The organism is Algibacter sp. 2305UL17-15, from assembly GCF_040720935.1.
In the GTDB taxonomy this organism is placed as follows: Bacteria; Bacteroidota; Bacteroidia; order Flavobacteriales; family Flavobacteriaceae; genus Jejuia.
Map to the genome: position 1 here is coordinate 57,809 of NZ_JBFDAE010000001.1, position 25,728 is coordinate 83,536.

Below are 25,728 nucleotides of genomic sequence, written 5' to 3' on the forward strand. Positions count from 1 at the left end.
TCTTTTTGATTAAATTAAAACTATAATTTCTAGCCAAGTAATACCAATGAATTTAAAAGAAAATTATTATGAGATATAGCAAAAAAGAGGGACTCATTTTGTTAAACCATAGAAATCCCTAACACAAATTCCGTCAGCAACACATAAAGCAGTAAATTAGCAGGGTAAATTTTTTACATGGAAATAAAGTCCTAAAATTTTCAGCATTAGCAGACGTTTTTCAAACATGAACATAAAAGAACAATTATACAAAAAGTGTCAAGAATTTGTTGAAAACCGATTTCAAACCATTCAAAACACAATTAAAGAAATTCAAGAATCATTGCTGTCTGAAACCAAAAGTAGTGCTGGAGACAAACACGAAACAGGTCGCGCCATGTTACAACTAGAGCGAGAAAAAGCGGGGAATCAATTGGCTGAAATTCAAAAAGTAAAAGAAAGCCTTTCTAAAATACATATTGAGAAATCATCTGAAACCGTTGGATTGGGAAGTGTTGTATTCACAAACAATCTTAATTACTTCGTTGGTATTAGTGCTGGAGAATTAATGGTTGATAGTGTTATTTTTTATGCAATTTCTGCATCAACACCAATAGCACAATTGTTACTATCTAAAAAAGTGGGAGACCAAATTCAGTTCAGAAATACTACCTTTACAATAACCGAATTAAAGTAAAACTTGAAGAATTTGGCATTATTTTAATGAAGAAGTTAGAAGATGTTATAAAAACTATTATAAGATTTAGGCTTATAATTATAGTGGTATTAGCTGTTCTTACGGGGATAGCAGGGTATCAAACACTACACAAACTAAAAGTAGATAACTCCTTAACCATCTGGTTTCTAGAAGACGACCCAAGCTATAAAGCGTATATAGATTTTCAAGAAGAGTTTGGTTCGGATGAAATTTTTATAGCAATGCTTCCTGTTGAGAATGCTATTGGAGCATTAGAGCGGGAGAAATTAATAAAACTTCATGAAAACATAGAGGCACTTTCATTTGTAAAAACATCTTTTAGTTTAGCCAAAGCCAAATATCCGATTTATGCCAACAATAAGATAAACTTTGATGATTTATACAATACCAAGCGCAGCGAAAAAGGCTTAAAAAGTCTATTATCTAAATTACCAAACATTACTGCACAATTGGTAACTCAAGATTTTAAGCATCAATTCTTTTATATTCAGCTAAACCCAACGCCTTTAATTGAAGAAAAACGGGAAATTATAGCAAGCGAAATTAGAAGTACCATTGAAAAAGAGTATGCTAATTATTATTTAACAGGCCCTCCAGTTTTAGGTGAAGCCTACAGCAGAGGTATTTATAAAGAGAGTATAATCTTTGGTGTGCTTACCGTATTAGTAATTACACTCCTACTTTTGTTTTTGCTGCCGAGCAAACGTTATTTGATGATTTCATTATTATCGGTTGCGGTTCCAGTAACATTATTATTTGGAATTATTACTTCGATGGGCTATGCTTTGAACATGATTTCTATGCTAATTCCAACTATTTTGATGGTGTATAGTGTAAGTGATGCGGTGCATATCATCAATATTTACCATAAAGAAGGACTTTCAAAAAAGGGAGTTGATAGCATAAAAATGTTGGCACTCTCAATTCGCAAGAGTTTAACGCCTTGTTTTTACACCACGCTAACAACGTTTGTGGGGTATTTTGCATTGTACTTATCGCCGTTGCCAGCATTTAAAAACATGGGAATATTTACTTGTGTAGGTTTAGTGTTAAGTTTTTTTCTGGTGTATCTCATAACTATTATTGGATTCAGCTTTTTGCCACTTAATTTTGAAACCAGTAAACCTGTACTTTCAATGAAAAGTATCAGTCAGACTGGTTTTATAAATTGGATAAATAGCGTGACTTCAGACTATAAGAATGGTATCATCATCGGGTTTACAATTGTTTTGTTGTATGGATTCTATGCTGTTTTTCAAGTTAAAATTGATACAGATTCTTTAGATCTTTTAGCAGAAGGCACCGCAAAACAAGATTTACGGATTGTAGAAGCACAATTGCATGGCAGCTCAAGAATACAACTTGATATATCCACTACTAACGGACAGAGCATTCTAAATAAAGATGCCATGAAGCATCTTGAAAAATTTCAAAATAAGTTGGAGCAAAATGCTACAATTGCAGCACCAGTATCTGTTGTTAATATTAAGCGATTTTTAGAAAAACGTTCTCCGATACTATTTCAAACGAATGTTTCCGAAGAAAAAATAAAAAGCACCTTATCGTCTGTTGACAATAAGGACAATAGTTTTTTTAAATTATTTTCTGAAGATTTTACGTCTGCTGGCATTACCATTAGTTTTAAGGAAATAAAAACATCTCAACTAGAGCAACTTTTAGCAGCTATTGAAAAAGATTTCCAAGATACTTTTGACACCACTAATTATCAACTAAAAATAAACGGATTTGCGGTTGTTTTTGCGCAACTCAATCATTTTATTCTAGAGACACAGTTTAAGTCGTTTTTCGCCGCTTTTTTTGTGGCATTTTTATGTCTGTGGTTTTTTATAAAGAATATTAGAACAACACTTTTAGTGTTAATTCCCAACATTCTGCCATTAGCCATATTGGCTATTTTCATGAGTTGGCTAGATATTCCGTTGGATGTTTCCACAGCGATGATTACTCCAATTATGTTGGGTATTGCCATGGATGATACCATTCATTTGGTGTATAAATACAAACGAAGTAAAGCCATTAAAGGGAAGCCAGAGGAACGAATGAATAATGCCATGCGCTATACAGGAAGCGCATTATTTTCTACGACGCTTGCTTTGGCAGGAGGGTTTTTGATTATTGCTTCGAGTGCAACCCCATCTGTTAGATATTTTGGTTTACTTTGTGCTATAACCGTTGCAATAGCTTTAATTACGGATATATTTTACTTGCCGGCTCTACTTAAGAAGTTTGATAAATAAGCTCATTTGGAATTAATCAGCCATTAATTGAATTGGAATTGTTGAGTTAAAGTTTCCCTCTAGAAAGAAAGGACTAAGCGGTGTGTAGCCTGATAGATTTGAAGAATACAGCTAAACACCTCCCTTACTCCCTCCTTTTTAGGAGGGAAACTCATGCTTAAAAAAATAAATATATTATTTACAACAGTTTCCCCTCTAGAAAGAGTGGACTAAGGGGTGTGTTACTTAAAAGCTTAGTAATCACTATTTATTCTCTTCCCCAAACAGTCTATTTTTCAATTTTAAGATAAATTTCTCTTCCAGATTGCAATTCAGAATCATTTTCGAAGAACACTATAGTTCCATTTAATTCAGCTTCAATCAAATTAAAAGCACCTTTGTAATGTACGCTTTTTACTTTTCCTTTAAGCTTAGATTTTTCAACAACTTTCAATTGGTGTGCATAAACAATACCACCATTAATAATGTTGAATTCACTAAAAAAAGCAGCAACCAAAGGCGTTTCTGGATTTTCATAAAGCATTTTTGGAGCATTATTGGCAACAATCTCGTTGCGATCTAAAACAATCATTCTGTCAGAAAATCCAAGAACATCTTCTTTATCATGCGTCGCCATAATACAGGTGATGTTTTTTTCTTTCAGATATTTAAAAACATTGCGTCTTAAACTTTGCTTTTTGAAATTATCTATATGACTAAAAGGTTCGTCTAACAAAATAATTTCTGGCTGTTTCGCCAAAGCCTGAGCTAGTGCAACCCGTTGTTTTTGTCCGCCACTCAATGTTTTAACTTTAGTATTAGCAAAAGCTTCAAGTTCAACAACTTTTATTAGTTCTGCTGTGCGTTTTTGTTTTTCCTCTGGAAAAAAGTTAGATAAAAATTTCCCGATATTTTGCGCTACTGAAGTAAAAGGCATTAAATCGAATTCTTGAGCTACATATTTCATAAAATCGTAGCCAACAACCAAGTTGAATTTAGGTCCTAAGATTTCTTTGTCTTTCCAAAACACTTGGCCTTCATCGAGATCATATTCTCCGTAAAGTACTTTTAATAAAGTGCTTTTCCCCGAACCACTTTCGCCTATAACAGCAATGTTTTCGCCTTTTTTTGCTTTAAAAGAAATAGTTTTTAAAATAGGTGTTTTGTTATAAGAAAAAGTAAGGTTTTTGACGTTGAGCATATATATTGTTTAGACCTGACAGGTATTTTAGAGGTTATCATTTAAATATTGACTTAATCTTTTTTGTCATTCAATCTGCTGGGGAGTGTTTCAAAACCCATATTATAAAGTGTGAACCCAAAAATATCAGCATATTGTTCTATGGTTTTACTTACAGGAGTTCCTGCGCCATGACCTGCATCCGTTTCAATCCTAATTAATGTAGGGTTATCTCCAGTTTGTTTGCTCTGTAATTCTGCAGCAAACTTAAAACTATGCGCAGGAACAACACGATCGTCATGATCTCCAGTAGTAATTAATGTTGCTGGATATTGCACACCTTCTTTTACATTGTGGACTGGCGAATAGCCTTTTAAGTATTCAAACATTTCTTTGTTGTCTTCTGCAGTACCATAATCGTAAGCCCAACCTGCTCCAGCGGTAAACGTATGATAACGGAGCATATCTAAAACACCAACAGCGGGCAATGCTACTTTCGCCAAATCTGGGCGTTGTGTCATAACAGCGCCAACCAATAAGCCACCATTAGAACCACCACGCAACGCCAAATAATCTGAAGAGGTATAGTTGTTTTTTATCAAATATTCGCCTGCGGCAATAAAATCGTCAAACACATTTTGCTTCTGTAATTTTGTACCTGCGATATGCCATTTTTTACCATATTCGCCACCACCACGTAAATTGGGTACTGCCAAAATACCGCCTTGTTCCATCCAAACAGCATTCGTAATACTGAACGATGGATTTAAACTTATATTAAAACCGCCATAACCGTAAAGAATTGTTGGGTTTTTACCGTTTAATTCCAGTCCTTTTTTATATGTAATTATCATCGGGACTTTAGTACCATCTTTTGAAGTGTAAAATACTTGAGTGCTTGCGTAATCGTCACTATTAAAAGCAATAGAGGGTTTCCAATACAATTCTGTTGTTCCAGTTTCTATATCTAGTTTATAAATACTAGCAGGTGTGTTGTAATTTGTAAAAGAGAAATAGTCTGTTTTTTCTTCTTTTTTAGTTCCAAAACCATTAGCATGACCAACACCTGGCAATTCAATTTCTCTAATGAGTTTACCACTATAATCATATTGAAATACTTTAGAAATAGCATCAACCATATATTCAGTAATGAAATAACCACCACTTTTTGCGGGACTTAAAACATGTTCCGTTTCCGAAATAACATCTACCCAATTTTCAGGAGTTGGATCTGACGCATCTACAGAAACTATTTTTTTATTTGGCGCATTTAAGTCTGTTACCAAAAATAATGTGCTACCAACATTATCAATAAGATACGTATCGCTATTGGTATGGTCGAGAATAGTAACAAGTTTGCTATTTGGTTTTGATACATCTTTGATATACAGCTTATTGCCAGATGTCGAAATTCTCGGAGAAATCAGCAAATAGCGATTATCTTCAGTTACAGAACTATAAATATAGCGGTGCTTTTCTTCAGGTGTGCCCCCAAATATTAATTCATCCTGTTTTTGCGGAGTCCCTAATTTATGATAATATAACTTGTGCTGATCTGTTTTTGCAGAAAGCTCACTACCCTTTGGCTTATCATAGCTTGAATAATAAAAACCTTCATTTTTATACCATGAAATGTTGGTGAATTTCACATCAATTAATGTGTCTTCAACAATTTTTTTGGTTTCAGTATTCATTACTAAAATCTTTCTCCAGTCGCTTCCACCTTCAGAAATAGAATATGCTAAAACTTTTCCGTTTTTAGAAAAACTTAAAGCTCCTAAAGAAACCGTACCATCATCAGAAAATGTATTTGGGTCTAAAAAGATAGCTGCTGTTTTTGGGTCTTCCCCAGTTTTATGACGATAAACTACATATTGATTTTGCAATCCGTCGTTTTTATAAAAATAGGTGTAATCGCCTTCTATAAAAGGCGCGCTCAGTTTTTCGTAATTCCAAAGTTGAGATAAGCGTTCTTTTAAATAGTCTCTAAACGGGATCTTGTCTAAATAGTCAAATGTAGTTTTGTTTTGCGATTTTACCCATGCTTCTGTTGCTTCACTTCTATCATCTTCAAGCCATCGGTAAGGGTCTTTTACATCTACACCAAAATAGGTATCTATAGTGTCAACAGTTTTCGTATTGGGATAATTCACAAGAATTGTATTTCTTTTTGGTTCTTCTTTACAAGCTACTAAAAATACAATTGAAATTGTATACAATATTAGTTTCTTCATGATTGATAAATTTTAAACCTATCAAAAATAAATAAAAAAACTCCTGTATAAATCAATACAGGAGCTTTATAACATAATCTTAAGATTTGTGAGCTACACTAACTTATTCTCGATTAAATATTCTGCAATTTGTATGGTGTTTGTTGCTGCACCTTTACGTAAATTATCAGCAACAATCCACATGTTTAAAGTGTTTGGTTGTGTTTCATCACGACGAATTCTCCCCACAAAAACCTCATCCTTTTCATGTGCAAAAATAGGCATTGGGTAGGTGTTGGTATCTGTATTATCTTGTACAATCACACCAGGAGTTTCATGTAATAATTTGCGAACATCTGCCAAATCAAAATCATTTTCAAACTCAACATTTACAGATTCTGAATGCCCACCGGATGTTGGAATCCTTACCGCAGTTGCCGATATGGAAAATGTACGATCGTTCATTATTTTTTGAGGTTCTCTCGCCAATTTCATTTCCTCTTTGGTATAGCCGTTCTCTTCAAAAACATCACAATGTGGCAATGCATTTCTTCCGATAGGATATGGATAAGCCATTTCGCCTTCAATACCGGCAATTTCGTTTTCTAATTGACGTACAGCTTTAACACCAGTACCAGAAACAGATTGATATGTTGAAACTACAACACGTTTCATTTTATATTTTTTATGAAGCGGGTTCAAAGCCATAACCAATTGAATGGTAGAACAATTAGGATTGGCAATAATTTTATCTTCTTTAGTGAGTTCGTTCGCATTAATTTCTGGAACCACTAATTTTTTAGTAGGATCCATTCTCCAAGCAGAAGAGTTATCTACAACGGTAGTGCCAGCTTCGGCAAATTTAGGTGCCCAATCTAAAGATGTGCCGCCACCTGCAGAAAACAGAGCAATATCTGGTTTCATCGACACAGCAGTTTCTAAACCTACAACTTTATAATCTGTTCCCTTATAGGTGATTATTTTTCCTACTGAACGTTCTGACGCTACAGGAATTAATTCCGATATTGGAAAATTACGTTCTGCAAGAACTTTTAACATCACTTCGCCAACCATTCCAGTGGCACCAACTACAGCTACTTTCATCTGTTTATTTGTTTTAATAAATTGCGTGAACAAAACTAAGTATTAATTCTAATTATAAATCTAAAAAAAGCCCTCATTTTTAGAAAACGAGAGCTTTTTAACAAGAAATAACAGCTTGTTATTTAATTAACACTTTGTTATTTTTTAAGTAAATCTCTAATATCTGCAAGTAATTCTTCTTGAGTAGGTCCTGCTGGTGCTTCTGGAGCTGGCTCTTCTTTCTTCTTCATGTTGTTCACAGCTTTTACTACTAAGAACATTACAAAAGCAACGATAATAAAGTCAATAACATTGGTTAAAAACGCGCCCCAAAGTATTGAGATATCTCCCTCTACAACACCCTCAGCGTTTGCTATACCTTCTTTAATAACGTATTTCATGTTTTTGAAATCTGCATCGAAAATTAAACCAATTAAAGGAGAAACTATTCCCCCCGTAAATGATGTTACCACTTCTTTAAAAGCAGCACCCATTACAAAACCAACTGCAATGTCCACAAGGTTCCCCTTCATTGCAAACTCTTTGAATTCTTTTAACATTTTTTATAAATTTCTAGTTAGTGAGCTGCAAAAATAATCAAAAAAGTGAAGGTATTAACACTTGTTAAATGTCACAATTAAATAAAAATACGCTTAACGCGTTGAGATATTGAAGTAATCAACTCATATGAAATAGTGTTTGCAGATTCGGCTAGTGTTTCTGCAGAATTTAAGTTTGCATCAAAAACTATAACTTCATCGCCTTCCTTACAGTCAATATCCGTGATATTTACCATAATCATATCCATACACACATTACCTACTATTGGGGCTTTTTTACCATGAATGGTCACAAAACCTTTTCCGTTGCCGTAAATACGACCAATACCGTCGGCATGACCAATAGGGAGAGTCGCGGTTTTTAAAAATTTATTCGATGTATAAGCACGGTTATAACCCACGCTTTCACCTTTTTCAATAGTATGAATTTGAGAAATAACGGTCTTTAAACTCGCAATAGGTTTTAGGTTTGCACTTTCTTTTTCAGAATTCCCAAAACCATATAGACCAATTCCAGAGCGCACCATATCAAAATGTGCTTCAGGATAATTTAAAATACCTGAGGTGTTACACATGTGCAACATCGGTTTATAGCCTAATAATTTTGTGCAATTATCAGCTATTTTTTTAAAGCTATTTATTTGATTTAGCGTGAATTCCTTTTCATGTAAATCTTCGCTTGCAGCTAGGTGGGAAAATAGAGATGTCACTCTAATAGCATTTGTTTCTTTTACTTTTGAAATAACAGAATCCACATCATTATTACTAAATCCTAAACGATTTAATCCTGTGTTAAATTTGATATGCACAGGATAATCAGTTTGATTTTCTGCGGAAGCAAAAGCAATAAACTCATTTAAAATTTTCGCATTATACAAATTCGGTTCTAAGCAATTTTCAATAATTAAATCAAAATTTACAGCTAAAGCATGTAATACTAAAATAGGAGTTGTGACCCCAGCTTTTCGCAGCGCAACACCTTCATTAGCATAGGCTACTGCAAAATAATCCACTTTTAGATTTTCGAGATATTTGGCAATTTCCTCAGCATCGCTACCATAGGCGAAAGCTTTAACTACAGCTAAAAATTTTGTGCTTTTTTGTAGTTTGGATTTTAGGTGCTCAAAATTTTGTTTAAGCGCTTTTAAATCTATTTCAAGTAGGGTTTCTTGCGCTTTAGGCATTGGAGTCTTTTTGTTTAGAGGAAATAACTTCGGCATCTTTCACCTTCATCGTTTTAATCTTCTCTCGCATTCTAGCCTTGTAATATGCCGCTCTACTTAAGGGTTCGTATTCATCAACTTCGCCTAAAAGTACAATGTTATCGCCTTCGGCTTTTCTAAAACTGTATTGCGCTAAATTTCCTGTTCGGGTGCAGACCGCGTGTACTTTTGTTACATATTCCGCAGTTGCCATTAAATTTGGCATGGGTCCAAAAGGGTTGCCTTTAAAATCCATGTCTAAACCAGCAACAATTACCCGAACCCCTTTATTGGCCAAATCGTTACAAACCCGAACAATTTCATCATCAAAAAATTGGGCTTCATCAATACCAACCACATCACAACCATCGGCTAAAATAGGAATGTTTGCCGCTGCTGGAACAGGTGTAGAACGGATTTCGTTAGCATCGTGAGACACCACCTTGTCCTCATCATACCTAACATCTACCGCAGGTTTAAAAATTTCAACTTTTTGTCGCGCAAATTGTGCGCGCCTAAGCCTTCGGATTAATTCTTCCGTTTTTCCTGAGAACATGGAACCGCAGATTACTTCTATCCAGCCAAATTGTTCTTTATGATTTACTGTATTTTCGAGAAACATTTCGTAATTTTAACACTAAAACAAAGTCAAAGTTCGTTCCGTATAAAGGTGGCGTAAATTTATTAAAAATCAAAAACCTAGAGCGCATTAATTTTTAAATTGTATTAAGATGAAGAAGAAGTTAGAATCTGAGTTGGTAAGTATCGCACACAGAATTCTTAAATTAAAAGGACGTGAAGATGTACTTAAAATGCACGAAGAAGCACGGGCACTTTATGAAAAACTTTCTGTTTTGAAATTTGCCCACGAAAATTTTGAGGATGATATTCCTACCATTGGAAATAATTCTTCGTTTTTCGGCATGTTAGATACTTCATTCAACAATAACATAAGCGATAATATTGAAGTTGAAGATAAAATCTACATCAATTTGGACGAGTCTGAAAATGAAGAAATATCTGAACCTGTTATGAACAAGATTAGGGACATGGTGGAGTTTATGCCGGAGGAAGATATTGATGAGTTTATAGCATCTATTGTTCCAAAGGAAAAATACCCTAAAAACGATTTGGAAGAATTGACTTCGGGTTTTAAGGACATGCCCGTTTTTGAACCTGTTTCTAAGGTGCAGCATCAAAACGGACAAGAAAAAAAGTCGCTTAACGATAAAGTAAAAAGAGGCGGATTAAACATTGGGCTCAATGATAAAATAGCTTTTATCAAACACCTATTTGATGGGAATACCTCAGGTTATGATCGCGTTATTTCGCAATTAAACACAATATCTTCTTTTGAAGATGCTACACATTTTCTTGAAACTATTGTGAAACCAGACTATAATAACTGGGAAGGCAAAGAAGAATTTGAGGAGCGTTTGATACAAATTATAGAGGCTAAGTTTAATTAATTAAATCTGTCATTCCCGCGACCTGTGCTGTCCCGAAGTTTCGGGAGTTTCAGTAAGGCGGGAATCTACATGCCAAAACAAATAACCGCTTTGAGCAACTAAAACATGAGTAAACTTTACCTAGTTCCCACCCCAATAGGAAATTTAAAGGACATCACATTTAGAGCTATTGAAGTTCTTAAAGACGTTGATTTAATTTTAGCTGAAGACACCAGAACTTCGGGAAAACTCCTAAAACATTTTGAGATTTCAACCCACATGCAATCACATCATATGCACAATGAGCATAAAACGGTTGAAAATATCGTTCAAAAAATAAAAAGTGGAACTTCTGTTGCATTGATTAGCGATGCAGGAACGCCAGCCATTTCAGACCCTGGGTTCTTATTGTCTCGTGCCTGTATAGAAAATAATATTGAAGTAGATTGTTTACCCGGAGCAACCGCATTTGTGCCAGCACTTGTAAATTCAGGCCTGCCAAACGATAAGTTTGTGTTTGAAGGTTTTTTGCCCGTTAAAAAAGGACGTCAAACCCGATTATTATTGTTAGCCGAAGAAACTAGAACCATCATTTTTTATGAAAGTCCACATAAATTAATAAAAACCTTAGGGCATTTTTGCGAGTATTTTGGAGAAGATAGACCAGTTTCCGTTTCGCGTGAATTGACCAAGTTATTCGAAGAAACCATTAGAGGTACTGCAAAAGAAGTATTGGAACACTACACAAATAAACCACCTAAAGGAGAAATTGTTGTTGTGGTTGGTGGGAATAAATAGTATTAATTGTTTCTGCTTAAAAACAATAATTATAATAAATTGTTCTTACATAAAAACAATTTTGAGTACATTTGTTTTTCATAAAGAACAAATATGGATGATTTATTCGATTTTCAAGAGCAACTTCTATCAAGGCTTTCTAATAAAGAACGTTATTTATTAAATGAAATAGATTGGACTGAAAGACTCATTGGTATTAAAGGAGCAAGAGGTTCAGGCAAAACCACCTTGTTGCTTCAACAAATTAAGTTTAAATTATCAAAAGACGCAATACCTTTATACGCGACCTTAGATAATCTTTTCTTTTTAGAAAACACCTTGGTTTCATTAGCAAAAGCTTTTGTTTTAAAAGGTGGAACCCATTTGTTTTTAGACGAAGTTCATAAATATCCACGATGGTCCAGAGAGCTAAAGTTAATTTATGACCAATTTCCTGCTTTAAAAATTGTTTTTACCTCATCATCTATATTGGAAATATATAAAGGAGAATCAGATTTAAGCCGACGCGCCATTACCTATCACTTAAAAGAATTATCATTTAGGGAATTTATTTTTTTTGACAGAGGTTTAACACTTCCAAAGTTAAATTTAAAGGAGTTATTGGAAAATCATAAAGAAATTGCCAGAGAAGCAACAGCAACATTAGGAAGTCCCATAAAAGATTTTGAAAACTATTTAAATTACGGTGCGTACCCTTATTTTTTAGAAAACAAAACCAACTATATTCAAAAATTGGTACAAACTATTAACTTAATTTTAGAAGTAGATTTGCATGCCGTGGAAAACATGGTTTATGAAGATAGCCGAAAAATAAAAAAACTATTGGTCGCTATTGCGCAAAGTGCTCCTTTTACACCAAATATTTCCAAGTTGAGCGAACGATTAGGTATGTCTAGGGGGTTTTTACTAAACGCCATAAAAATATTGAATAGAGCCGATTTGGTCATGGAATTATATAAACCAACAAAAGGAGTTGGAGCGTTAACAAAACCAGAAAAACTATATCTTAACAACCCAAATTTAGTGTATGCTTTAGGAAAGCAAAATACAGAAATAGGGACTTTAAGGGAAACTTTTTTTGCAAACCAAATGAAGCATTTACATGAGATTCATCTTGCTGAAAAAGGAGATTTTTTAATTGACAGAACCTATACGTTTGAAATTGGAGGGAAAGGAAAAACATCAAAACAAATTCAAGGCGTTAAAAACAGTTTTGTGGTTAGGGATGATATGGAAGTTGGCGCACTTAACGTAATTCCGTTGTATTTATTTGGATTTTTATACTAATAGAACCGAAAAAAACAAGTTAATTGAAACTAAAATTTCACCAAAAATGAAGTTAGAAACATTTATAAATAAACTAAAAAACACAACAAAATCCATAGCCTTTTCCGATACCATGGCTGTTATAGACCAAACCTACGAGTTTAAGCCTACAGCTTTTAAAAACGGAACTTTAGAAAATGCCGAAGGACAAAACTCAGGATCTTGTAAATTATTTGCTTTTGCAAAATTACAAGGGTTTTCTAAAGATGAAACTTTAGCATGTTTCGGTCAATTTTATTTTGAGGATGTCCTAGAAGACCCAAATGGAGAGGGGCATCAAAACATAAGAAACTTTATGAAAACTGGTTTTGAGGGTTTGAGTTTTGAAAAGAACCCTTTAAAAAAGTATTAGATTCTGAAACAAGTTCAGAATGACAAAAATTTGAGATTTCATGCAGAAATTACTCCAAGAGATAAAAAAATGCACCATCTGTAAAGCCCATTTGCCATTAGGCCCAAGACCTGTGGTTTCTGCGCATCCAGATTCTAAAATTGTAATTATTGGTCAAGCACCGGGAACTAAAGTGCATGCATCAGGTATTCCTTGGGATGATGCAAGCGGCAGACAATTACGAAAATGGTTGAATGTTACAGATAAAGAATTTTATGACGAAAAGAAGTTTGCCATAATCCCTATGGGTTTCTGCTACCCTGGAAAAGGAAAAACAGGCGATTTACCACCAAGACCAGAATGTGCTCCACAATGGCACAAACCATTATTTGATAAACTTAAAAATGTCGAGCTTATTATTTTAATTGGTATGTATGCCCAAAAGTATTATTTGGGAAAATCAGCAAAAAAAACGTTGACTGAAACTGTAGATAATTTTCAAGAGTACTTGCCTAAATATTTACCGTTACCACATCCTTCGCCTCGGAATAGATTTTGGCTGACTAAGAATCCTTGGTTTGAGGTTGAGGTTTTGCCTGTTTTAAGGAAGAGAGTAAACAATCTCATTTAATTAATTTTATTCTTCAATTTTTTTGTTTGTCTCAAAGACTTTTAAATATCCATCTTTCGAATTCTTTTCATATTGCCCCATTGATTCTATTCTCGTTTTTTCAATGTTCTTTAATTGATTAATTCTTATTGATTTCCCAACTTCTTTGATGATTACGATAACCAAAACCAAAGCAGCTAAAATCACACGTGTGTCCTGTATATATTTCAAGATAATTCTATTAATGCTAAAGTAAATCAGTCTTTCAAAATGGTTTAAGACATGAAAACTACTTTCAATGTAAATTTACAATTTGTTGTTTATATTTAGTCTAAATAAAAAAAAAGAGGATTGCTGGGTATTCAAACAAAAAACCTCCCCATTTCTGGAAAGGTTTCAATTTTATAAATCAAAAAGTAAAATGCTTTAGAATTCTAATAATACAACTTAATCCTTATTCAAAAAACTATGCTTTTTCTTCAGTTCCCGTTCTTCATTAGCATTCCAAATACCATAAACTAAAAAAGAGACAAATACTATTTTCCATAAAATACCTCTGAATATAAGTTCTGGATCAATGAAATAAAGAAAGGCATAGTATCCTAACAAAAGTGCCAAGGCAAGCGATAGAAATAGTATTGGTTTTTTAGGAGATAAATAAGCAAATACCCCAAACAGAACAGCTAAAACGAAATAGAAAATAGCATCATCAAAACTTTTGGTTTGTCCGTAAACAAGAAAGGCATTAGCTAATTGAAGTGCACCAATTACATAAAGAATTTTTTTGGCTTTAGCTTGAGATTCTTTTGCGTCCCCAATTTTTGCCTTGTTAGAGATTTGTCTGCCAATAAAAATAGATTTTTCCTTATCGGTTCCAGATAATGGGAAACCACAATTTTCGCAATCTATTTCTACTTGCGAGACTTCTTCTTTACAATTTGGGCAATTTATATCCATAGTTTCATTTTATAATTAATCTAAAATCGGCAATCGTAATTCAAAAACCTAAATATGCTTCCCTTTTTCCCAACCATGTTTCCCTAAATACTGCTTCCCACTTTCAACCGCACCGTCTTCAATAGGCGTTCCCATAGAATCATTCCATCTATTCAAATACCCAAAAAGAGAAATTACCCCGAGTATTTCAACAATTTCTCCTTCATTCCAATATTTGTATAAGCGTTTTTTAATAGTTTCATCTACAGCATTTGGTACTTGACTTGCAAGTAACGAAAAATCTAAAGCCGCACGTTCGGCTTCACTAAAAGCAGGATGTGTTCTATACGCCCAAATATTGTCTAACTGCTCTTGTTCTGCGCCATAACGTTCCGCAGCTCGAATAGCATGTGCTTGACAATAACGACACCCTGTTGCGTTACTAGACACCCAAGCAATCATTCGTTTTAAGGCAGAAGTAACCCTACCCTCATTTGCCATAACAGCTTTATTCAAATTAATAAAAGCTTTACTAATTGCTGGGCGACGTTGCATGGTTAAGACTGAATTTGGGCAAAAGCCCAGAGTTTCATTAAAAAATTCTGCAAGTTCTTTGGTTTCTAAATCATGGTTGGCAGATAATGGTGTTACTAAAGGCATATTTTTATTTTTTAAGTAGTATTTTTGCTACTCACAAGTTAACAAAAAATAATTCAGAAAATGGCAGTTAAGGTTACCACAAAATGGTTAGGAGATATGCGGTTTGAAAGCACAAATCCGTCAGGACACAATTTGTTTATAGATGCAGGAGAAGACAATGGAGGAAAAGGCGAAGGCTACCGTCCTAAAGCATTAATGCTGTCTGGTTTGGCAGGGTGTTCTGGATTGGATGTAGCGGCATTGATTAAAAAAATGAAGCTAAATGTAGCCGATTTTAAGATTGAAATTGAAGCAAATTTAACTGAGGAACATCCAAAGCATTACGATAAAGTTGCAATGCATTTTCATTTTTATGGCGATGATTTAAATGAAAAAAAATTACAAAGAGCAGTAGATCTATCTGTTGACAAATACTGTGGCGTTATGGAAATGTTCCGTCAGTTTTCTGAATTAGATATAAAAACTCATTTTCACAATACTAAAGTAGATTTCTTTCCCGTTCAGTAGAAAATTAAGTATGCGTTGGACCTTAAAACCAAAACCAGACGAAAGTAAGGTAGAACACCTTCAAGATGTATTGCAGGTAGATGAAGCAATTGCAACACTATTGGTGCAACGCAACGTTGAAACCTACGAGGAAGCTAAAGCATTTTTCAGGCCCAGTTTAAGTCATTTACACGACCCTTATCTCATGAAAGATATGGATAAGGCAGTAGCCCGTATTGAAAAGGCAATTGCCAATAAAGAGAGTATTTTGGTGTATGGTGATTATGATGTTGATGGTACGACCTCAGTAGCTCTAATGGCAACGTATTTAAGGACGAAACACGAATTAGTTTATACTTATATACCTAATAGATATGATGAAGGTTATGGCATATCTTACAAAGGGATAAATTTTGCTTTAGAGAACGAATTTTCATTGATAATTGCTTTAGACTGTGGGATTAAGTCGGTTGAAAAAGTAGCTTATGCAAAAAAATTAGGCATAGATTTTATTATTTGTGACCACCATAGACCAGCAGATAAAATCCCAGATGCTGCCGCTGTTTTAGATCCAAAACGAGACGATTGCAATTATCCTTATAAAGAATTATGTGGCTGCGGCGTGGGCTTTAAACTGGTTCAGGCACTAGCCCAAAAAGATGGACAAACAGCAGAAGATTTAACAGATTATTTAGATTTAGTAGCCACAGCAATAGGTGCAGATATAGTACCTATAAATGGCGAAAATAGGGTTTTGGCCCATTTTGGTTTGAAGGTTATTAATACGTTTCCAAGACCTGGCATAAAAGCAATTTTAGATCAAGTTGAAAAAACAGAATTAACCATTACCGATGTCGTTTTTATCGTAGCCCCAAGAATTAATGCTGCTGGACGTATGAAACATGGGAATTTTGCAGTAGCCTTATTATCCGATGAAGATCATGAATTGGCAAAAAAACATGCGTCAGACATCGATTCATATAATTTAGAACGGCGCGAAATTGATAAGGAAATAACGGTAGCGGCATTACAACAAATTGAAGAAAATAATGAACAGGAGCGATTGACAACCGTTGTTTACCACGAAGAATGGCATAAGGGCGTTATTGGTATTGTAGCATCTCGATTAACCGAAACTTACTACCGCCCTACCTTGGTGTTTACCAAAAGTGGAGAAAAACTAGCAGCTTCTGCCCGTTCAGTAAGAGATTTTGACGTGTATAATGCTTTAGAAGCTTGTAGCGAACATATAGAACAATTTGGCGGCCATAAATACGCAGCGGGCTTAACACTAAAAGAAGAAAATTACGAAGCTTTTAAACAAGCTTTTGAAGATGAAGTTTCTAAAACAATTGATAGAAACTTATTAATTCCTGAGATTAAAATTGATGCGCAAATAGATTTAAAAGATATCACACCAAAATTTTATAGAATTTTAAAACAGTTTGCCCCTTATGGCCCTAGTAATATGACACCTGTTTTTTTAACTGAAGGTTTAAGGGATACTGGTTATGGAAAACGTGTAGGAGGCGATAAAACACATTTAAGATTAATCGCTAGTCAGCCAGATGCAAATCCTATTGTGAGTATCGGATTTGGAATGGGAGATAAATATGAATTTATTTCTGACAAAAAACCATTTAGTGCGGTCTATTCTATTGATGAAAACGAATGGAAAGGTAATGTCTCGCTTCAATTGAAGTTGAGGGATATTAGATAATTTTAACTCTTCTTGATTATTTGAGTTCTTTTTAATTTTTAGAAAAATAGAGAATTGAATGGGCTGCTATTTTAGATTTAATCAAAAACCTAAAATCACAAACGTCCTTATTTTAGTTTTTAACATAAAACTAAAATAAGGAATATTATTATTTTAAATTTGAGGCGACATCTAAAATTACCTTCAACTATATCCTGCGAGATTCAAAAAAAAAGCTTGTGGGTTTAAACAAAAAGATTCCTGCCATCGCAGGAATATGAAACATGGCAAAAAACGATCCTTACGCAGCACTTCGCATTAAAGAATTCAATATTTTTTTATTGCTGCGTTTGTTTTTGGTGTTTGGTTGGTCTATGCAATTTATTGTCATTGAGTGGCAGGTGTATAGTATGACCAAAGATCCATTATCACTAGGGATTATAGGGTTAATGGAAATTATTCCTGCCTTTACCATGGCATTGTTTGCCGGTCATATAGTGGACCAAAAGGAAAAACGAAATTTATTTGCACTATGTATTGCAGCTTTTTCCTTAATTAGTTTAGGGTTGTTTTTATTGACTTGGGAAGAAGTTGTTGGGCATTGGTCCACCAAAGCTATTTTATACAGTATTTATGCATTGGTGTTTTTTGGAGGGTTTCTACGCTCTTTTTTTGGCCCCATTATATTTTCATTGGTGGCATTGATTGTACCAAAAAAAATATACCCCAATGCTGCTACTTGGAGCACTAGTACTTGGAAAACCGCAGCTGTTTTAGGTGCGCTTTTTGGCGGATTTTCAATAAGTTGGATAGGTGTTGATTATACGCTTTGTATGGTTTTTATTTTAGTATTGATCTCATTCTGTTTGGTTTTTCTAATTAAAAAGAAACCTATTTTAAACAAAAAAATAGGAGAACCTGTAAAAGAAAGTTTAAAAGTTGGAGTTCGTTTTGTATTTCAAAATAAGGCTATTTTAGGTGCGTTAACGCTAGATATGATTGCTGTTTTGTTTGGAGGAACTGTAGCGATTCTAGCCATTTTTGCACAAGATATTTTAGAAGTTGGTAGCCAAGGTTTTGGTGTTTTAAATGCCTCGATTTCTCTAGGAAGTATCGTTACTATGTTTGCAACTACGTATATTCCAATAAGTAAGAATACAGGTAAAAAGCTGTTAATAGCGGTATTCATTTTTGGTGTGAGCATTATTGGTTTTGGGTTATCAAATATCTTTTGGGTAAGTGTATTAATGCTGTTTATAAGTGGTGCTGCCGATGGTATTTCCATGATTATCCGTCAAACCATTTTACAGTTAAAAACACCTGATGATATGCGTGGACGCGTATCCTCTGTAAACTCTATGTTTGTTGGCTCTTCAAATGAATTAGGCGCTTTTGAAAGTGGTTTAGCTGCTAAATTAATTGGCCCTGTTGCTGCTGTAGTTTTTGGAGGCACCATGACTTTAATTACTGTTTTCGCCATTGGTATTAAAAATCCTGTGCTTAGAGATTTAGACTTAACGGAGGATATGGAAGCTAATGAAAAAGAGGATTAAAAATTGATATATCGCTTTAATAGGAAGGATAAAATTTATATCATAAATTATAGTTTTGAATCTATCCTTGCTATAAAATCATTAGTTTAAGCGATATTAGTTTTTTAAATTATAAAGGATGAATACAAAAATATTAGCTCTAACATTACTATTGTTACTAATAAATAAAGTAATTGCTCAAGTCAGTTTTAAAACTATAGTAAAACAAGAGATTATTGCTATTGACGATGAGTTTAGTCTGGATTATGTAATAAATAAAAAAACTGAAGATTTTGAAGGCCCAAATTTTAAGAACTTCAAAGTAGTTTCTGGACCTAGTCTTTCAGCAAGTTTTTCTACTATTAAAGGGAAAAGATCATATCAGCAAACATATACATATAAATTGAGACCACTTAAGCTTGGTGAATTTACCATTCCAAATGCGAGTTGTATTATTCAATCCAAAAAATATTCTTCTCAATCTGTCAACATTAAAATTTTATCATTAAAAGAAAAGATTGATACTCAGACTACTGCTTTTTGGAACTATAGAGGTAAGGGTAAACTTGTTTTAGTTGATAAAAACAAACGTTCTTTTTTTAACCTTAAAATAAACCTTAACTACGATAAGATTCATTTTTATAAATTGAAAAAAGATAAAATAATTAAGGTTTCTACAGGTAGAATTCTTCCAAAAGTTTTAATTGAAGATGTTTTAAATGTTACACAATTTACCAAGGATGGTTATAAACTACTTGATTATACTGAATTGTATGATGAATCAAAAGTTCAGCAACTTATAAAACCTGAAAATAATGGAGATTTAGTTTTTGAAATAAGTTATAGTGCATTTGGAAATAGTAAAAAAGTGAATGAAATTGAACTTTTAAAGAAATACTCTAAAAAACGAGTGGTATTTAAGTATAAGAGAGGGAGGTTTGTTTTAAAAAATTAGTACTCCTTTAATGCCATGGTTTCCCCATCAAAAACACCATAGGTAAAATATTGAATCCAATCGCCAAGATTGATGTATTTTGAGTTTTCGCTGAGGTCTATATTAAGTGGTAAATGTCTGTGACCAAACACAAAATAATCGCGGTGTTTGTCTTCTAGCTTACGTTTGCAATATTGTACGAGCCATTCATTGTCTTCGCCAAGAAACTTAGCATCATCATCGCCCGAAATGAGTTTGTTTTTTACGGAAAGATGCTGCGCCATTCTAACACCTAAATCTGGATGAAGCCAACGGAACAACCATTTACAAAACGGATTGGTAAACACCTTTTTCATGCGTTTATAGCCTTTGTCGCCAGGACCTAAACCATCGCCATGGCCAATAAAAAATGTTTTATCGTTAAATGTGAATTCTTTGGGTTTATGATACACAGGAATGTTGAGTTCTTCTTCAAAATAACCATTCATCCAAAGATCGTGATTACCTACAAAATAATAAATTGGAATCCCGGAATCTGAAATTTCAGCAAGTTTACCAAGTGTTCTGGTAAATCCTTTTGGGACTACGGTTTTGAATTCCATCCAGAAATCGAACAAATCGCCTAAAAGGAAAATGGCAGCAGCATCATGTTTTATGTCGTCTAACCATGCTACGAATTTCTTTTCGCGCGGCAAAGAGGCTTCTTTTGTTGGTGCTCCTAAATGATTATCTGAAGCGAAATATATTTTTTTGCCTTTTGGAATTTGCATGCGTAAATATAATATTTTTTTGGTCAGAAGCTTGAAAACCGAAGTCCATGGTGGAAACTGAAAAAACCAATTGCCAACTCCAGACTGAATACTACGAACTAATCTATGCCCAAATTATTCTATTGATCGTTTGCAAACCACTCTGCAAAACTTGTGGCGGTTTCTTGTAATTTTAGTGAGTGCAACTTGATGTTTTTTGGTAAACGTGATTTTATTTTCTTTGAGAAATCGATTACCATCATTTCGCTTGTGGGTTGATAATCTACCAATAATACATTGTGTCCGCGGTCTTTTAATTCTTTTGCAAGTTCTACGTGTGGGGTGTTTTTATTAAAAACGGTCGCGTGATCAAATACGTTTACAATCTCTTCTTTTACGATTTTTTTTAAATCGCCAAAATCTATGACCATACCGTATTTTACGTTTGAAGTATCGGTAATAGGTTGCCCGATAACCGTAACATCGAGACGGTAGCTGTGACCATGGACATTTTTACATTTACCATCATAACCGTAAAGGGCATGACCTGTTTCGAACGAAAATTGTTTGGTAATACGTATGTTGCTCATCTTTAATTCTGTATTGATTGGCAAAGATACTATCTTCTTTTTTTTCTGTTTACAAAATAGATGATTATTAAGATTAAGGCTAAAATTAAAAAGAGACCATTACCACTTAAAAAGTTTAGAATATCCATAGTTTAATTGTTGTTTTTTCTCTTTTTGTTATATCTGTAAAGCGTGTACGCGATAATCACTAAAGCTACAAAAGGGAGCATTGAGCCAATAAACACGCCTATTTCATAACCGCTATCAGGAGCATTTTTTATTTTTTCTTCTATTTCTAAAGTTTGAAAAAGCGAGGTTAAAGTCATAAGCATTGAAAAAAATGATGGTATAAAGTTAACTTTTTTGTGCTAGTGGTAAAAATTCCTTTCTGAAATTAATAAGTAGCGGAATTGCTCTTGCAACCATCCAAAATGTTAGGGCAAAGAAAATTCCATTGAGTTTAAATCCGTAATAATCTAAAAGATATAATATTGGAATGAATACAAGGAACGTGGCTAATAAAAGTACGTTTCTGAGTGTACTCATTTTGCCTAATCCTTTAAAAACGCCATCAAAAATAAAGGCTACAGCGCAAATAGGCTGCATGATAAGCACAATCCAAAATACCGAATAAAATGTTTCTAGAACTTGTGGGTCTTTTGTAAAGAGAAAGCCTAAGGGTTTATATAATGCAAAACCAACTATTGCCAAAAGAACACCTACTATAACCCCAATTTTGATAAGTTTTTGATTGAGCTCTATTAGGTCTTTATAATTTTTGGAACCATATAATTTGCCCGACATAATATTTCCTGCTCCAGCATAACCATCGATTATAAAAGCACCCAAAAACCATAGATTTATGGCAATAGTATATGCCGCGATATAGGTTTTGCCATAACCAGTAGCAAAACGAGTAGCGAAGTAAAGTGTAATGTTTAAGGCAAGTGTTCTAATAAATAGGTTGAAAATCATGGTTAAGAACCTCCAAATTTCATCGTTAAATTGAAAGCTTAATTTTAAGGGAATACTTGTTTTGCTTAACAGATAATATGCTGAAAGTAATGCCATTAAAAATTGCGCAAAAACACTAGCGTATGCTGCACCTTCAATATTCATGGGCTCTAAATATCCAGAAATGCCATAAACCAAGACATAGTCTAAAATAATATTTGATACAGCTCCAATAATGGCAATTATCATGGGGTGATAGGTGTTTTGCAACCCTCTAAACGTACCGAAAACAGCTATAGTAAATAACGTTAACGGAAAGCCAAAGACTCTAATTTTATAGTACAAAACGCTATAATCTAAAATTAAATCCGAGGCGTTATAAAGCTTAAAAATATGATTTGCTATGGGATAGGTGCCTACTATTATGAATAATCCCAATGACGTAATAATAAAAATAGCTTGGGCTGGAAGGTTTTTTACAGCTTCCAAATTATCCGCGCCTAAGTATTGAGATATGATGGTTGAAATTGCGCTTCTAGATTGCCCTAAAACCCAAATAAGCATAGATAAAAATGTGCCAACGATACCAATTGCTGCCAAAGATTCTACTGGGTTTATGTCTATATTGCCCACAATTGCGGTATCTGTTATAGACAGAATAGGTTCTGAAACTCCAGAAATCAATGCTGGAATTGCGAGTTTATTGATGTTTTTAAGGCTTATAGTGGTTTTCACAATACTAATTCATAACAATGAAATTGATGCTCACTTTGCTTAGGGAAATAAATGTCCCCGAGTTTTTTATAGCCGCGAAGCTCGTAAAATTTTTGATTTCTTTTATTTTGTGAAAAGGTATCCAGACGAATGGAGCTGAACTGATTTTCTTTGGCATAATTTTCGGCAAATCGCATCAAATTTTGAGCATGTCCCTTTCCCTGAAAATCTGGATGAATTGCTAATCGATGGATGTAAATGTTATTTTTATTTGGGGTTAACCAAGATATTGGCGCATACTCTTCATCCATAAATGTTGAAATTGTTATACAACCTATAATTGAATTTTCAACTTCTAAAACATACCATTCGTTGCGCTCTAAATCGTTTTGAAAGATAGCTTTGTTTGGATAAAATTCATTCCATTGAAAAATGTTTTGGGAAATCATATCAGCAGCACAAGCTTTTGTTACATTAATAATTTCGTTTATATCTTTCAACGTTCCTTTTCGAATCATTTAATTGTTTTACTTTTGCGTCAAATTTATTGTAAATTTAAGTTTTAAACTTTTAAGACATGAAGAATATTTTAGTTCCAGTTGGATCGTCAATGAATGCCGAGAGCCATTTACAATATGCAGTTGATTTTGCCGAAGCGTTTGGGGCAAAACTTTTTGTGGTGCAGGTGTATAATGTTTATACAAAGGCAGGTACCATGATTAAGGTTGATAATATTATTGAAAAGGAGAGTTTGAGGTTTTTGAACGATTTGGTTTCAAAAGTAAATACAAAAAATGTTGAGGTTATTGTTAAAACCCTGAAAGGAGATTTAATTGATATTTTAGAACTAGCTTGTAAGGCAGCAGATGTGGATTTAGTTTTAATTGAACCTAGGACAAACTCCATGAGAGACGAAGTTTATTTAGGAAAAACATCCGGTAAGATTGTGAAGCAGATGGATGTGCCTGCTTTGATTGTTCCCGAAGGTTATAAGTTCACAGCACCTTCAAATATTCTAATGGCCATAAAATCGGCAATAATTAAAAAAGGTAGTGCATTACAACCTTTAAAGGATTTTAAAACTAAGTTTAAGGCGACAATAGATTTATTGCTTGTAAAAACGCCATTTCATAATGAAGGTGATTTTGATGTAAATGACGAGTTAGGTGGAATAGTAAGCAACATCACAAAAACTGAAAATGCAACAACATTTCAAGGTGTATTATTACATTTTGAATCCCATAAACCAGATATGCTTTGTGTAGTAAGACGTAACAGAGGATTTTTTACCAAAATATGGGAAAAAAACACTATACTTAAAAAAGATTTTCACAGTAACATACCTGTATTGGTGTTAAGTGGCATGAAATAATAAAATGGGGATGTAGCTCAGTTGGCTAGAGCGTTTGACTGGCAGCAAAAAACGGAAAATTCTTCATACCCTCGTATCTCTTATATATCAAGGGTTTTCAGGGGGTAGTATAATTAAATATTGATGGTGGTGGAGTATGGTGGTGGGTTTTTTAATGCAGTTTTTTGTTATAGTTGCAAAAACAATAGCAATTTTGAATATTACAGGTTTCAATTTCATTTCAATTCTTTGCCTTTTTCCTTTTCGGTAATGTTATTTACTAAATCTTAAATTCTTTTAAAGGGGTATTAGTATCAATATTAAATAGACTTGAGTCTAATTTCTTGTGAAGAATATGAATTGCTATATATTTTAGATGAAAGGCTGGTGAAGTCATTTCATATTTTAAACAATGAGACTTCGCTTTAGAATAAACTGTTGACGCGTAACCAAAATTATAATTCTCGAACCGCTCTATATTTAACTTCAAATAATCAGGACTATAATAGTATTTATAAACAAATATGTAATCATTATTATCTATGATATTTTTTGTTTTGAACTCAATCATATTACATTTACGACCTAAAATATTTTCTTCAATAGATTCTTTATTAGTAATCTCGATTAATTTTGATGAATCGTTTTTTTTGATGTTATAAGTGTAGAGTGTATCGACTCCAACTAACTTCATATACATCATTCCTTTATCTGGATGTAATATTTCTTCTTTAATTCCTCCTTTGTGTTTTGTGTTATAGAGGTTTTTGATATAGCCATCTTTAATATATACAGTTAAAGTATCACCGTAGCCATTATCGTTAGATTCAATTTTATAGGTTATAATACCTTCAAAAAAATGTTTCTGTTGTGAATTTGTGTATTGAATTGAGAATAAGAAAAATAGAATAATAAATAACGTTCCTTTCTTTGTCATATAATTTCAGTATTGTTACAAATGGTGTAATAAACACAACAAGGTATTTATTTTAACACTTTTTAAAGATACGTCCTACAAGCAAATAAACATAACTATTTAAAATAATAAATCAAAAAGGTGGTGGGTTTTAGTGGTGGGTTTTTGCACTTAAATGCATACATTTGTATCATTATGCAGTGAAATGCAACATAGCTTAAATGTTGTAATATGTTTGTAAACTCTTGCAAACACTGTACATAAAGATAAAGGGGATGTAGCTCAGTTGGCTAGAGCGCTTGACTGGCAGTCAAGAGGTCGTGGGTTCGAATCCCATCTTCTCCACGGTAATAGCAAGGCTTTAAAGGATTTTATCTTTTGAAGCCTTTTCAATTTGCACGCGATTTGCACGCAAAAGTGGATTTAAAGAAATTTGTTTTTATTTTATACGAATTGACCTTATTTAAAGGCAAAACCTATAAATTCCAGTAGCTATAGTTAATAATTGTCAATTCTCCCAGACGATATAACATCAGTCTATAG

At 33.7% G+C, this 25,728-nt stretch carries 27 protein-coding genes and 1 tRNA gene; 13 read left to right on the forward strand and 15 right to left on the reverse strand.

What is annotated here, in order from left to right:
• Positions 1-226 precede the first annotated feature (226 nt).
• Both ABXQ82_RS00220 and ABXQ82_RS00225 read left to right on the forward strand, forming a co-directional pair.
• Positions 227-676 (forward strand): 3-oxoacyl-ACP synthase, encoded by a 450-nt coding sequence (locus ABXQ82_RS00220; protein WP_367053324.1) that lies wholly within the window; start codon positions 227-229, stop codon positions 674-676.
• Positions 677-702: 26 nt separating this feature from the next.
• Positions 703-2,955 (forward strand): MMPL family transporter, encoded by a 2,253-nt coding sequence (locus ABXQ82_RS00225; protein ID WP_367053326.1) that lies wholly within the window; start codon positions 703-705, stop codon positions 2,953-2,955.
• A gap of 268 nt (positions 2,956-3,223) precedes the next feature.
• Here ABXQ82_RS00225 and ABXQ82_RS00230 read toward each other — a convergent pair whose 3' ends face one another.
• The 6 genes from ABXQ82_RS00230 to ABXQ82_RS00255 form a co-directional block, all read right to left on the reverse strand.
• A complete protein-coding gene (locus tag ABXQ82_RS00230; protein WP_367053328.1) occupies positions 3,224-4,135 on the reverse strand; it encodes an ABC transporter ATP-binding protein in 912 nt (303 codons plus the stop codon).
• Between the two features lie 53 nt (positions 4,136-4,188).
• On the reverse strand, positions 4,189-6,348 hold the full coding sequence (locus ABXQ82_RS00235) for a prolyl oligopeptidase family serine peptidase (RefSeq protein WP_367053330.1): 2,160 nt from the start codon (positions 6,346-6,348) through the stop codon (positions 4,189-4,191).
• A gap of 93 nt (positions 6,349-6,441) precedes the next feature.
• The gene (locus ABXQ82_RS00240) at positions 6,442-7,431 is read right to left on the reverse strand and encodes an aspartate-semialdehyde dehydrogenase (protein WP_367053332.1); all 990 of its coding nucleotides are present in this window, start codon (positions 7,429-7,431) and stop codon (positions 6,442-6,444) included.
• A gap of 137 nt (positions 7,432-7,568) precedes the next feature.
• Positions 7,569-7,970, reverse strand: coding sequence for a large conductance mechanosensitive channel protein MscL (gene mscL / locus ABXQ82_RS00245; protein ID WP_367053334.1), 402 nt, complete (start codon positions 7,968-7,970; stop codon positions 7,569-7,571).
• A gap of 77 nt (positions 7,971-8,047) precedes the next feature.
• Positions 8,048-9,154: an alanine racemase gene (gene alr, locus ABXQ82_RS00250; protein ID WP_367053336.1), complete on the reverse strand. Its 1,107-nt coding sequence runs from the start codon at positions 9,152-9,154 to the stop codon at positions 8,048-8,050.
• Positions 9,147-9,794, reverse strand: a complete 648-nt coding sequence (locus ABXQ82_RS00255; protein WP_367053338.1) for a thymidine kinase — start codon at positions 9,792-9,794, stop codon at positions 9,147-9,149. The genes alr and ABXQ82_RS00255 overlap by 8 nt, the downstream gene beginning before the upstream one ends.
• 109 nt (positions 9,795-9,903) lie before the next feature.
• On the opposite strand from ABXQ82_RS00255, the gene ABXQ82_RS00260 reads away from it, so the two are divergent.
• The 5 genes from ABXQ82_RS00260 (at position 9,904) to ABXQ82_RS00280 (ending at position 13,706) form a co-directional block, all read left to right on the forward strand.
• Positions 9,904-10,641: a hypothetical protein gene (locus ABXQ82_RS00260; protein ID WP_367053340.1), complete on the forward strand. Its 738-nt coding sequence runs from the start codon at positions 9,904-9,906 to the stop codon at positions 10,639-10,641.
• Between the two features lie 105 nt (positions 10,642-10,746).
• Positions 10,747-11,418 carry a 16S rRNA (cytidine(1402)-2'-O)-methyltransferase gene (gene rsmI, locus ABXQ82_RS00265; RefSeq protein ID WP_367053342.1) on the forward strand — a complete coding sequence of 224 codons (672 nt, stop codon included), beginning with the start codon at positions 10,747-10,749 and terminating at the stop codon, positions 11,416-11,418.
• Between the two features lie 93 nt (positions 11,419-11,511).
• Complete coding sequence (locus ABXQ82_RS00270) at positions 11,512-12,705, forward strand: AAA family ATPase (protein WP_367053344.1); 1,194 nt, start codon at positions 11,512-11,514, stop codon at positions 12,703-12,705.
• Positions 12,706-12,751: 46 nt separating this feature from the next.
• The gene (locus ABXQ82_RS00275) at positions 12,752-13,096 is read left to right on the forward strand and encodes a HopJ type III effector protein (RefSeq protein ID WP_367053346.1); all 345 of its coding nucleotides are present in this window, start codon (positions 12,752-12,754) and stop codon (positions 13,094-13,096) included.
• 40 nt (positions 13,097-13,136) lie between these two features.
• On the forward strand, positions 13,137-13,706 hold the full coding sequence (locus ABXQ82_RS00280; protein ID WP_367053348.1) for a uracil-DNA glycosylase family protein: 570 nt from the start codon (positions 13,137-13,139) through the stop codon (positions 13,704-13,706).
• 6 nt (positions 13,707-13,712) lie between these two features.
• On the opposite strand, the gene ABXQ82_RS00285 is transcribed toward ABXQ82_RS00280, so the two are convergent.
• From ABXQ82_RS00285 to ABXQ82_RS00295, 3 genes are all read right to left on the reverse strand, one after another.
• Positions 13,713-13,916 carry a hypothetical protein gene (locus ABXQ82_RS00285; protein WP_367053349.1) on the reverse strand — a complete coding sequence of 68 codons (204 nt, stop codon included), beginning with the start codon at positions 13,914-13,916 and terminating at the stop codon, positions 13,713-13,715.
• A 216-nt stretch (positions 13,917-14,132) separates the two neighbouring features.
• A complete protein-coding gene (locus ABXQ82_RS00290) occupies positions 14,133-14,642 on the reverse strand; it encodes a hypothetical protein (protein WP_367053351.1) in 510 nt (169 codons plus the stop codon).
• 48 nt (positions 14,643-14,690) lie between these two features.
• Positions 14,691-15,281, reverse strand: a complete 591-nt coding sequence (locus tag ABXQ82_RS00295; RefSeq protein ID WP_367053352.1) for a carboxymuconolactone decarboxylase family protein — start codon at positions 15,279-15,281, stop codon at positions 14,691-14,693.
• Between the two features lie 60 nt (positions 15,282-15,341).
• On the opposite strand from ABXQ82_RS00295, the gene ABXQ82_RS00300 reads away from it, so the two are divergent.
• The 4 genes from ABXQ82_RS00300 to ABXQ82_RS00315 all read left to right on the forward strand — a co-directional run bounded on the left by ABXQ82_RS00300 (position 15,342) and on the right by ABXQ82_RS00315 (position 19,953).
• Positions 15,342-15,788, forward strand: coding sequence for an OsmC family protein (locus ABXQ82_RS00300; protein ID WP_367053354.1), 447 nt, complete (start codon positions 15,342-15,344; stop codon positions 15,786-15,788).
• A gap of 10 nt (positions 15,789-15,798) precedes the next feature.
• The gene (recJ, locus tag ABXQ82_RS00305) at positions 15,799-17,487 is read left to right on the forward strand and encodes a single-stranded-DNA-specific exonuclease RecJ (RefSeq protein WP_367053356.1); all 1,689 of its coding nucleotides are present in this window, start codon (positions 15,799-15,801) and stop codon (positions 17,485-17,487) included.
• 263 nt (positions 17,488-17,750) lie between these two features.
• The gene (locus tag ABXQ82_RS00310; RefSeq protein ID WP_367053358.1) at positions 17,751-19,019 is read left to right on the forward strand and encodes an MFS transporter; all 1,269 of its coding nucleotides are present in this window, start codon (positions 17,751-17,753) and stop codon (positions 19,017-19,019) included.
• Between the two features lie 118 nt (positions 19,020-19,137).
• Positions 19,138-19,953 (forward strand): BatD family protein, encoded by an 816-nt coding sequence (locus tag ABXQ82_RS00315; protein ID WP_367053360.1) that lies wholly within the window; start codon positions 19,138-19,140, stop codon positions 19,951-19,953.
• On the opposite strand, the gene ABXQ82_RS00320 is transcribed toward ABXQ82_RS00315, so the two are convergent.
• The 5 genes from ABXQ82_RS00320 to ABXQ82_RS00340 form a co-directional block, all read right to left on the reverse strand.
• Entirely contained in the window at positions 19,950-20,702 is a 753-nt protein-coding gene (locus ABXQ82_RS00320; protein ID WP_367053362.1) for a UDP-2,3-diacylglucosamine diphosphatase, read from the reverse strand. The genes ABXQ82_RS00315 and ABXQ82_RS00320 overlap by 4 nt on opposite strands.
• Positions 20,703-20,821: 119 nt before the next feature.
• Positions 20,822-21,271 (reverse strand): 6-carboxytetrahydropterin synthase, encoded by a 450-nt coding sequence (locus ABXQ82_RS00325; RefSeq protein ID WP_367053364.1) that lies wholly within the window; start codon positions 21,269-21,271, stop codon positions 20,822-20,824.
• Positions 21,272-21,402: 131 nt separating this feature from the next.
• The gene (locus ABXQ82_RS00330; protein ID WP_367053365.1) at positions 21,403-21,576 is read right to left on the reverse strand and encodes a hypothetical protein; all 174 of its coding nucleotides are present in this window, start codon (positions 21,574-21,576) and stop codon (positions 21,403-21,405) included.
• 28 nt (positions 21,577-21,604) lie between these two features.
• Positions 21,605-22,939, reverse strand: coding sequence for an MATE family efflux transporter (locus tag ABXQ82_RS00335; RefSeq protein WP_367053367.1), 1,335 nt, complete (start codon positions 22,937-22,939; stop codon positions 21,605-21,607).
• The gene (locus tag ABXQ82_RS00340) at positions 22,936-23,436 is read right to left on the reverse strand and encodes a GNAT family N-acetyltransferase (protein WP_367053369.1); all 501 of its coding nucleotides are present in this window, start codon (positions 23,434-23,436) and stop codon (positions 22,936-22,938) included. Before ABXQ82_RS00340 ends, ABXQ82_RS00335 begins: the two co-directional genes overlap by 4 nt.
• Positions 23,437-23,495: 59 nt before the next feature.
• Here ABXQ82_RS00340 and ABXQ82_RS00345 point away from each other — a divergent pair, with 59 nt between their 5' ends.
• A complete protein-coding gene (locus ABXQ82_RS00345; RefSeq protein ID WP_367053373.1) occupies positions 23,496-24,290 on the forward strand; it encodes a universal stress protein in 795 nt (264 codons plus the stop codon).
• Positions 24,291-24,549: 259 nt separating this feature from the next.
• Here the strand turns inward: ABXQ82_RS00345 and ABXQ82_RS00350 are convergent, their stop codons facing one another.
• Positions 24,550-25,206, reverse strand: coding sequence for a hypothetical protein (locus ABXQ82_RS00350; RefSeq protein WP_367053375.1), 657 nt, complete (start codon positions 25,204-25,206; stop codon positions 24,550-24,552).
• 250 nt (positions 25,207-25,456) lie between these two features.
• On the opposite strand from ABXQ82_RS00350, the gene ABXQ82_RS00355 reads away from it, so the two are divergent.
• A tRNA-Ala gene (locus tag ABXQ82_RS00355) sits at positions 25,457-25,530 on the forward strand.
• The last annotated feature ends 198 nt before the right edge of the window (positions 25,531-25,728 follow it).

Coding starts and splice junctions, on each gene's coding strand:
- ABXQ82_RS00260 (WP_367053340.1), top strand. CDS start 9,904: ATGAAGAAGAAGTTAGAATCTGAGTTGGTAAGTATCGCACACAGAATT.
- ABXQ82_RS00300 (WP_367053354.1), top strand. CDS start 15,342: ATGGCAGTTAAGGTTACCACAAAATGGTTAGGAGATATGCGGTTTGAA.
- ABXQ82_RS00330 (WP_367053365.1), bottom strand. CDS start 21,576: ATGACTTTAACCTCGCTTTTTCAAACTTTAGAAATAGAAGAAAAAATA.
- ABXQ82_RS00240 (WP_367053332.1), bottom strand. CDS start 7,431: ATGAAAGTAGCTGTAGTTGGTGCCACTGGAATGGTTGGCGAAGTGATG.
- ABXQ82_RS00255 (WP_367053338.1), bottom strand. CDS start 9,794: ATGTTTCTCGAAAATACAGTAAATCATAAAGAACAATTTGGCTGGATA.
- ABXQ82_RS00225 (WP_367053326.1), top strand. CDS start 703: ATGAAGAAGTTAGAAGATGTTATAAAAACTATTATAAGATTTAGGCTT.
- ABXQ82_RS00235 (WP_367053330.1), bottom strand. CDS start 6,348: ATGAAGAAACTAATATTGTATACAATTTCAATTGTATTTTTAGTAGCT.
- ABXQ82_RS00275 (WP_367053346.1), top strand. CDS start 12,752: ATGAAGTTAGAAACATTTATAAATAAACTAAAAAACACAACAAAATCC.
- ABXQ82_RS00340 (WP_367053369.1), bottom strand. CDS start 23,436: ATGATTCGAAAAGGAACGTTGAAAGATATAAACGAAATTATTAATGTA.
- ABXQ82_RS00315 (WP_367053360.1), top strand. CDS start 19,138: ATGAATACAAAAATATTAGCTCTAACATTACTATTGTTACTAATAAAT.
- rsmI (WP_367053342.1), top strand. CDS start 10,747: ATGAGTAAACTTTACCTAGTTCCCACCCCAATAGGAAATTTAAAGGAC.
- ABXQ82_RS00220 (WP_367053324.1), top strand. CDS start 227: ATGAACATAAAAGAACAATTATACAAAAAGTGTCAAGAATTTGTTGAA.
- ABXQ82_RS00320 (WP_367053362.1), bottom strand. CDS start 20,702: ATGCAAATTCCAAAAGGCAAAAAAATATATTTCGCTTCAGATAATCAT.
- alr (WP_367053336.1), bottom strand. CDS start 9,154: ATGCCTAAAGCGCAAGAAACCCTACTTGAAATAGATTTAAAAGCGCTT.
- ABXQ82_RS00325 (WP_367053364.1), bottom strand. CDS start 21,271: ATGAGCAACATACGTATTACCAAACAATTTTCGTTCGAAACAGGTCAT.
- mscL (WP_367053334.1), bottom strand. CDS start 7,970: ATGTTAAAAGAATTCAAAGAGTTTGCAATGAAGGGGAACCTTGTGGAC.
- ABXQ82_RS00280 (WP_367053348.1), top strand. CDS start 13,137: ATGCAGAAATTACTCCAAGAGATAAAAAAATGCACCATCTGTAAAGCC.
- ABXQ82_RS00270 (WP_367053344.1), top strand. CDS start 11,512: ATGGATGATTTATTCGATTTTCAAGAGCAACTTCTATCAAGGCTTTCT.
- ABXQ82_RS00290 (WP_367053351.1), bottom strand. CDS start 14,642: ATGGATATAAATTGCCCAAATTGTAAAGAAGAAGTCTCGCAAGTAGAA.
- ABXQ82_RS00230 (WP_367053328.1), bottom strand. CDS start 4,135: ATGCTCAACGTCAAAAACCTTACTTTTTCTTATAACAAAACACCTATT.
- ABXQ82_RS00310 (WP_367053358.1), top strand. CDS start 17,751: ATGGCAAAAAACGATCCTTACGCAGCACTTCGCATTAAAGAATTCAAT.
- ABXQ82_RS00350 (WP_367053375.1), bottom strand. CDS start 25,206: ATGACAAAGAAAGGAACGTTATTTATTATTCTATTTTTCTTATTCTCA.
- recJ (WP_367053356.1), top strand. CDS start 15,799: ATGCGTTGGACCTTAAAACCAAAACCAGACGAAAGTAAGGTAGAACAC.
- ABXQ82_RS00345 (WP_367053373.1), top strand. CDS start 23,496: ATGAAGAATATTTTAGTTCCAGTTGGATCGTCAATGAATGCCGAGAGC.
- ABXQ82_RS00295 (WP_367053352.1), bottom strand. CDS start 15,281: ATGCCTTTAGTAACACCATTATCTGCCAACCATGATTTAGAAACCAAA.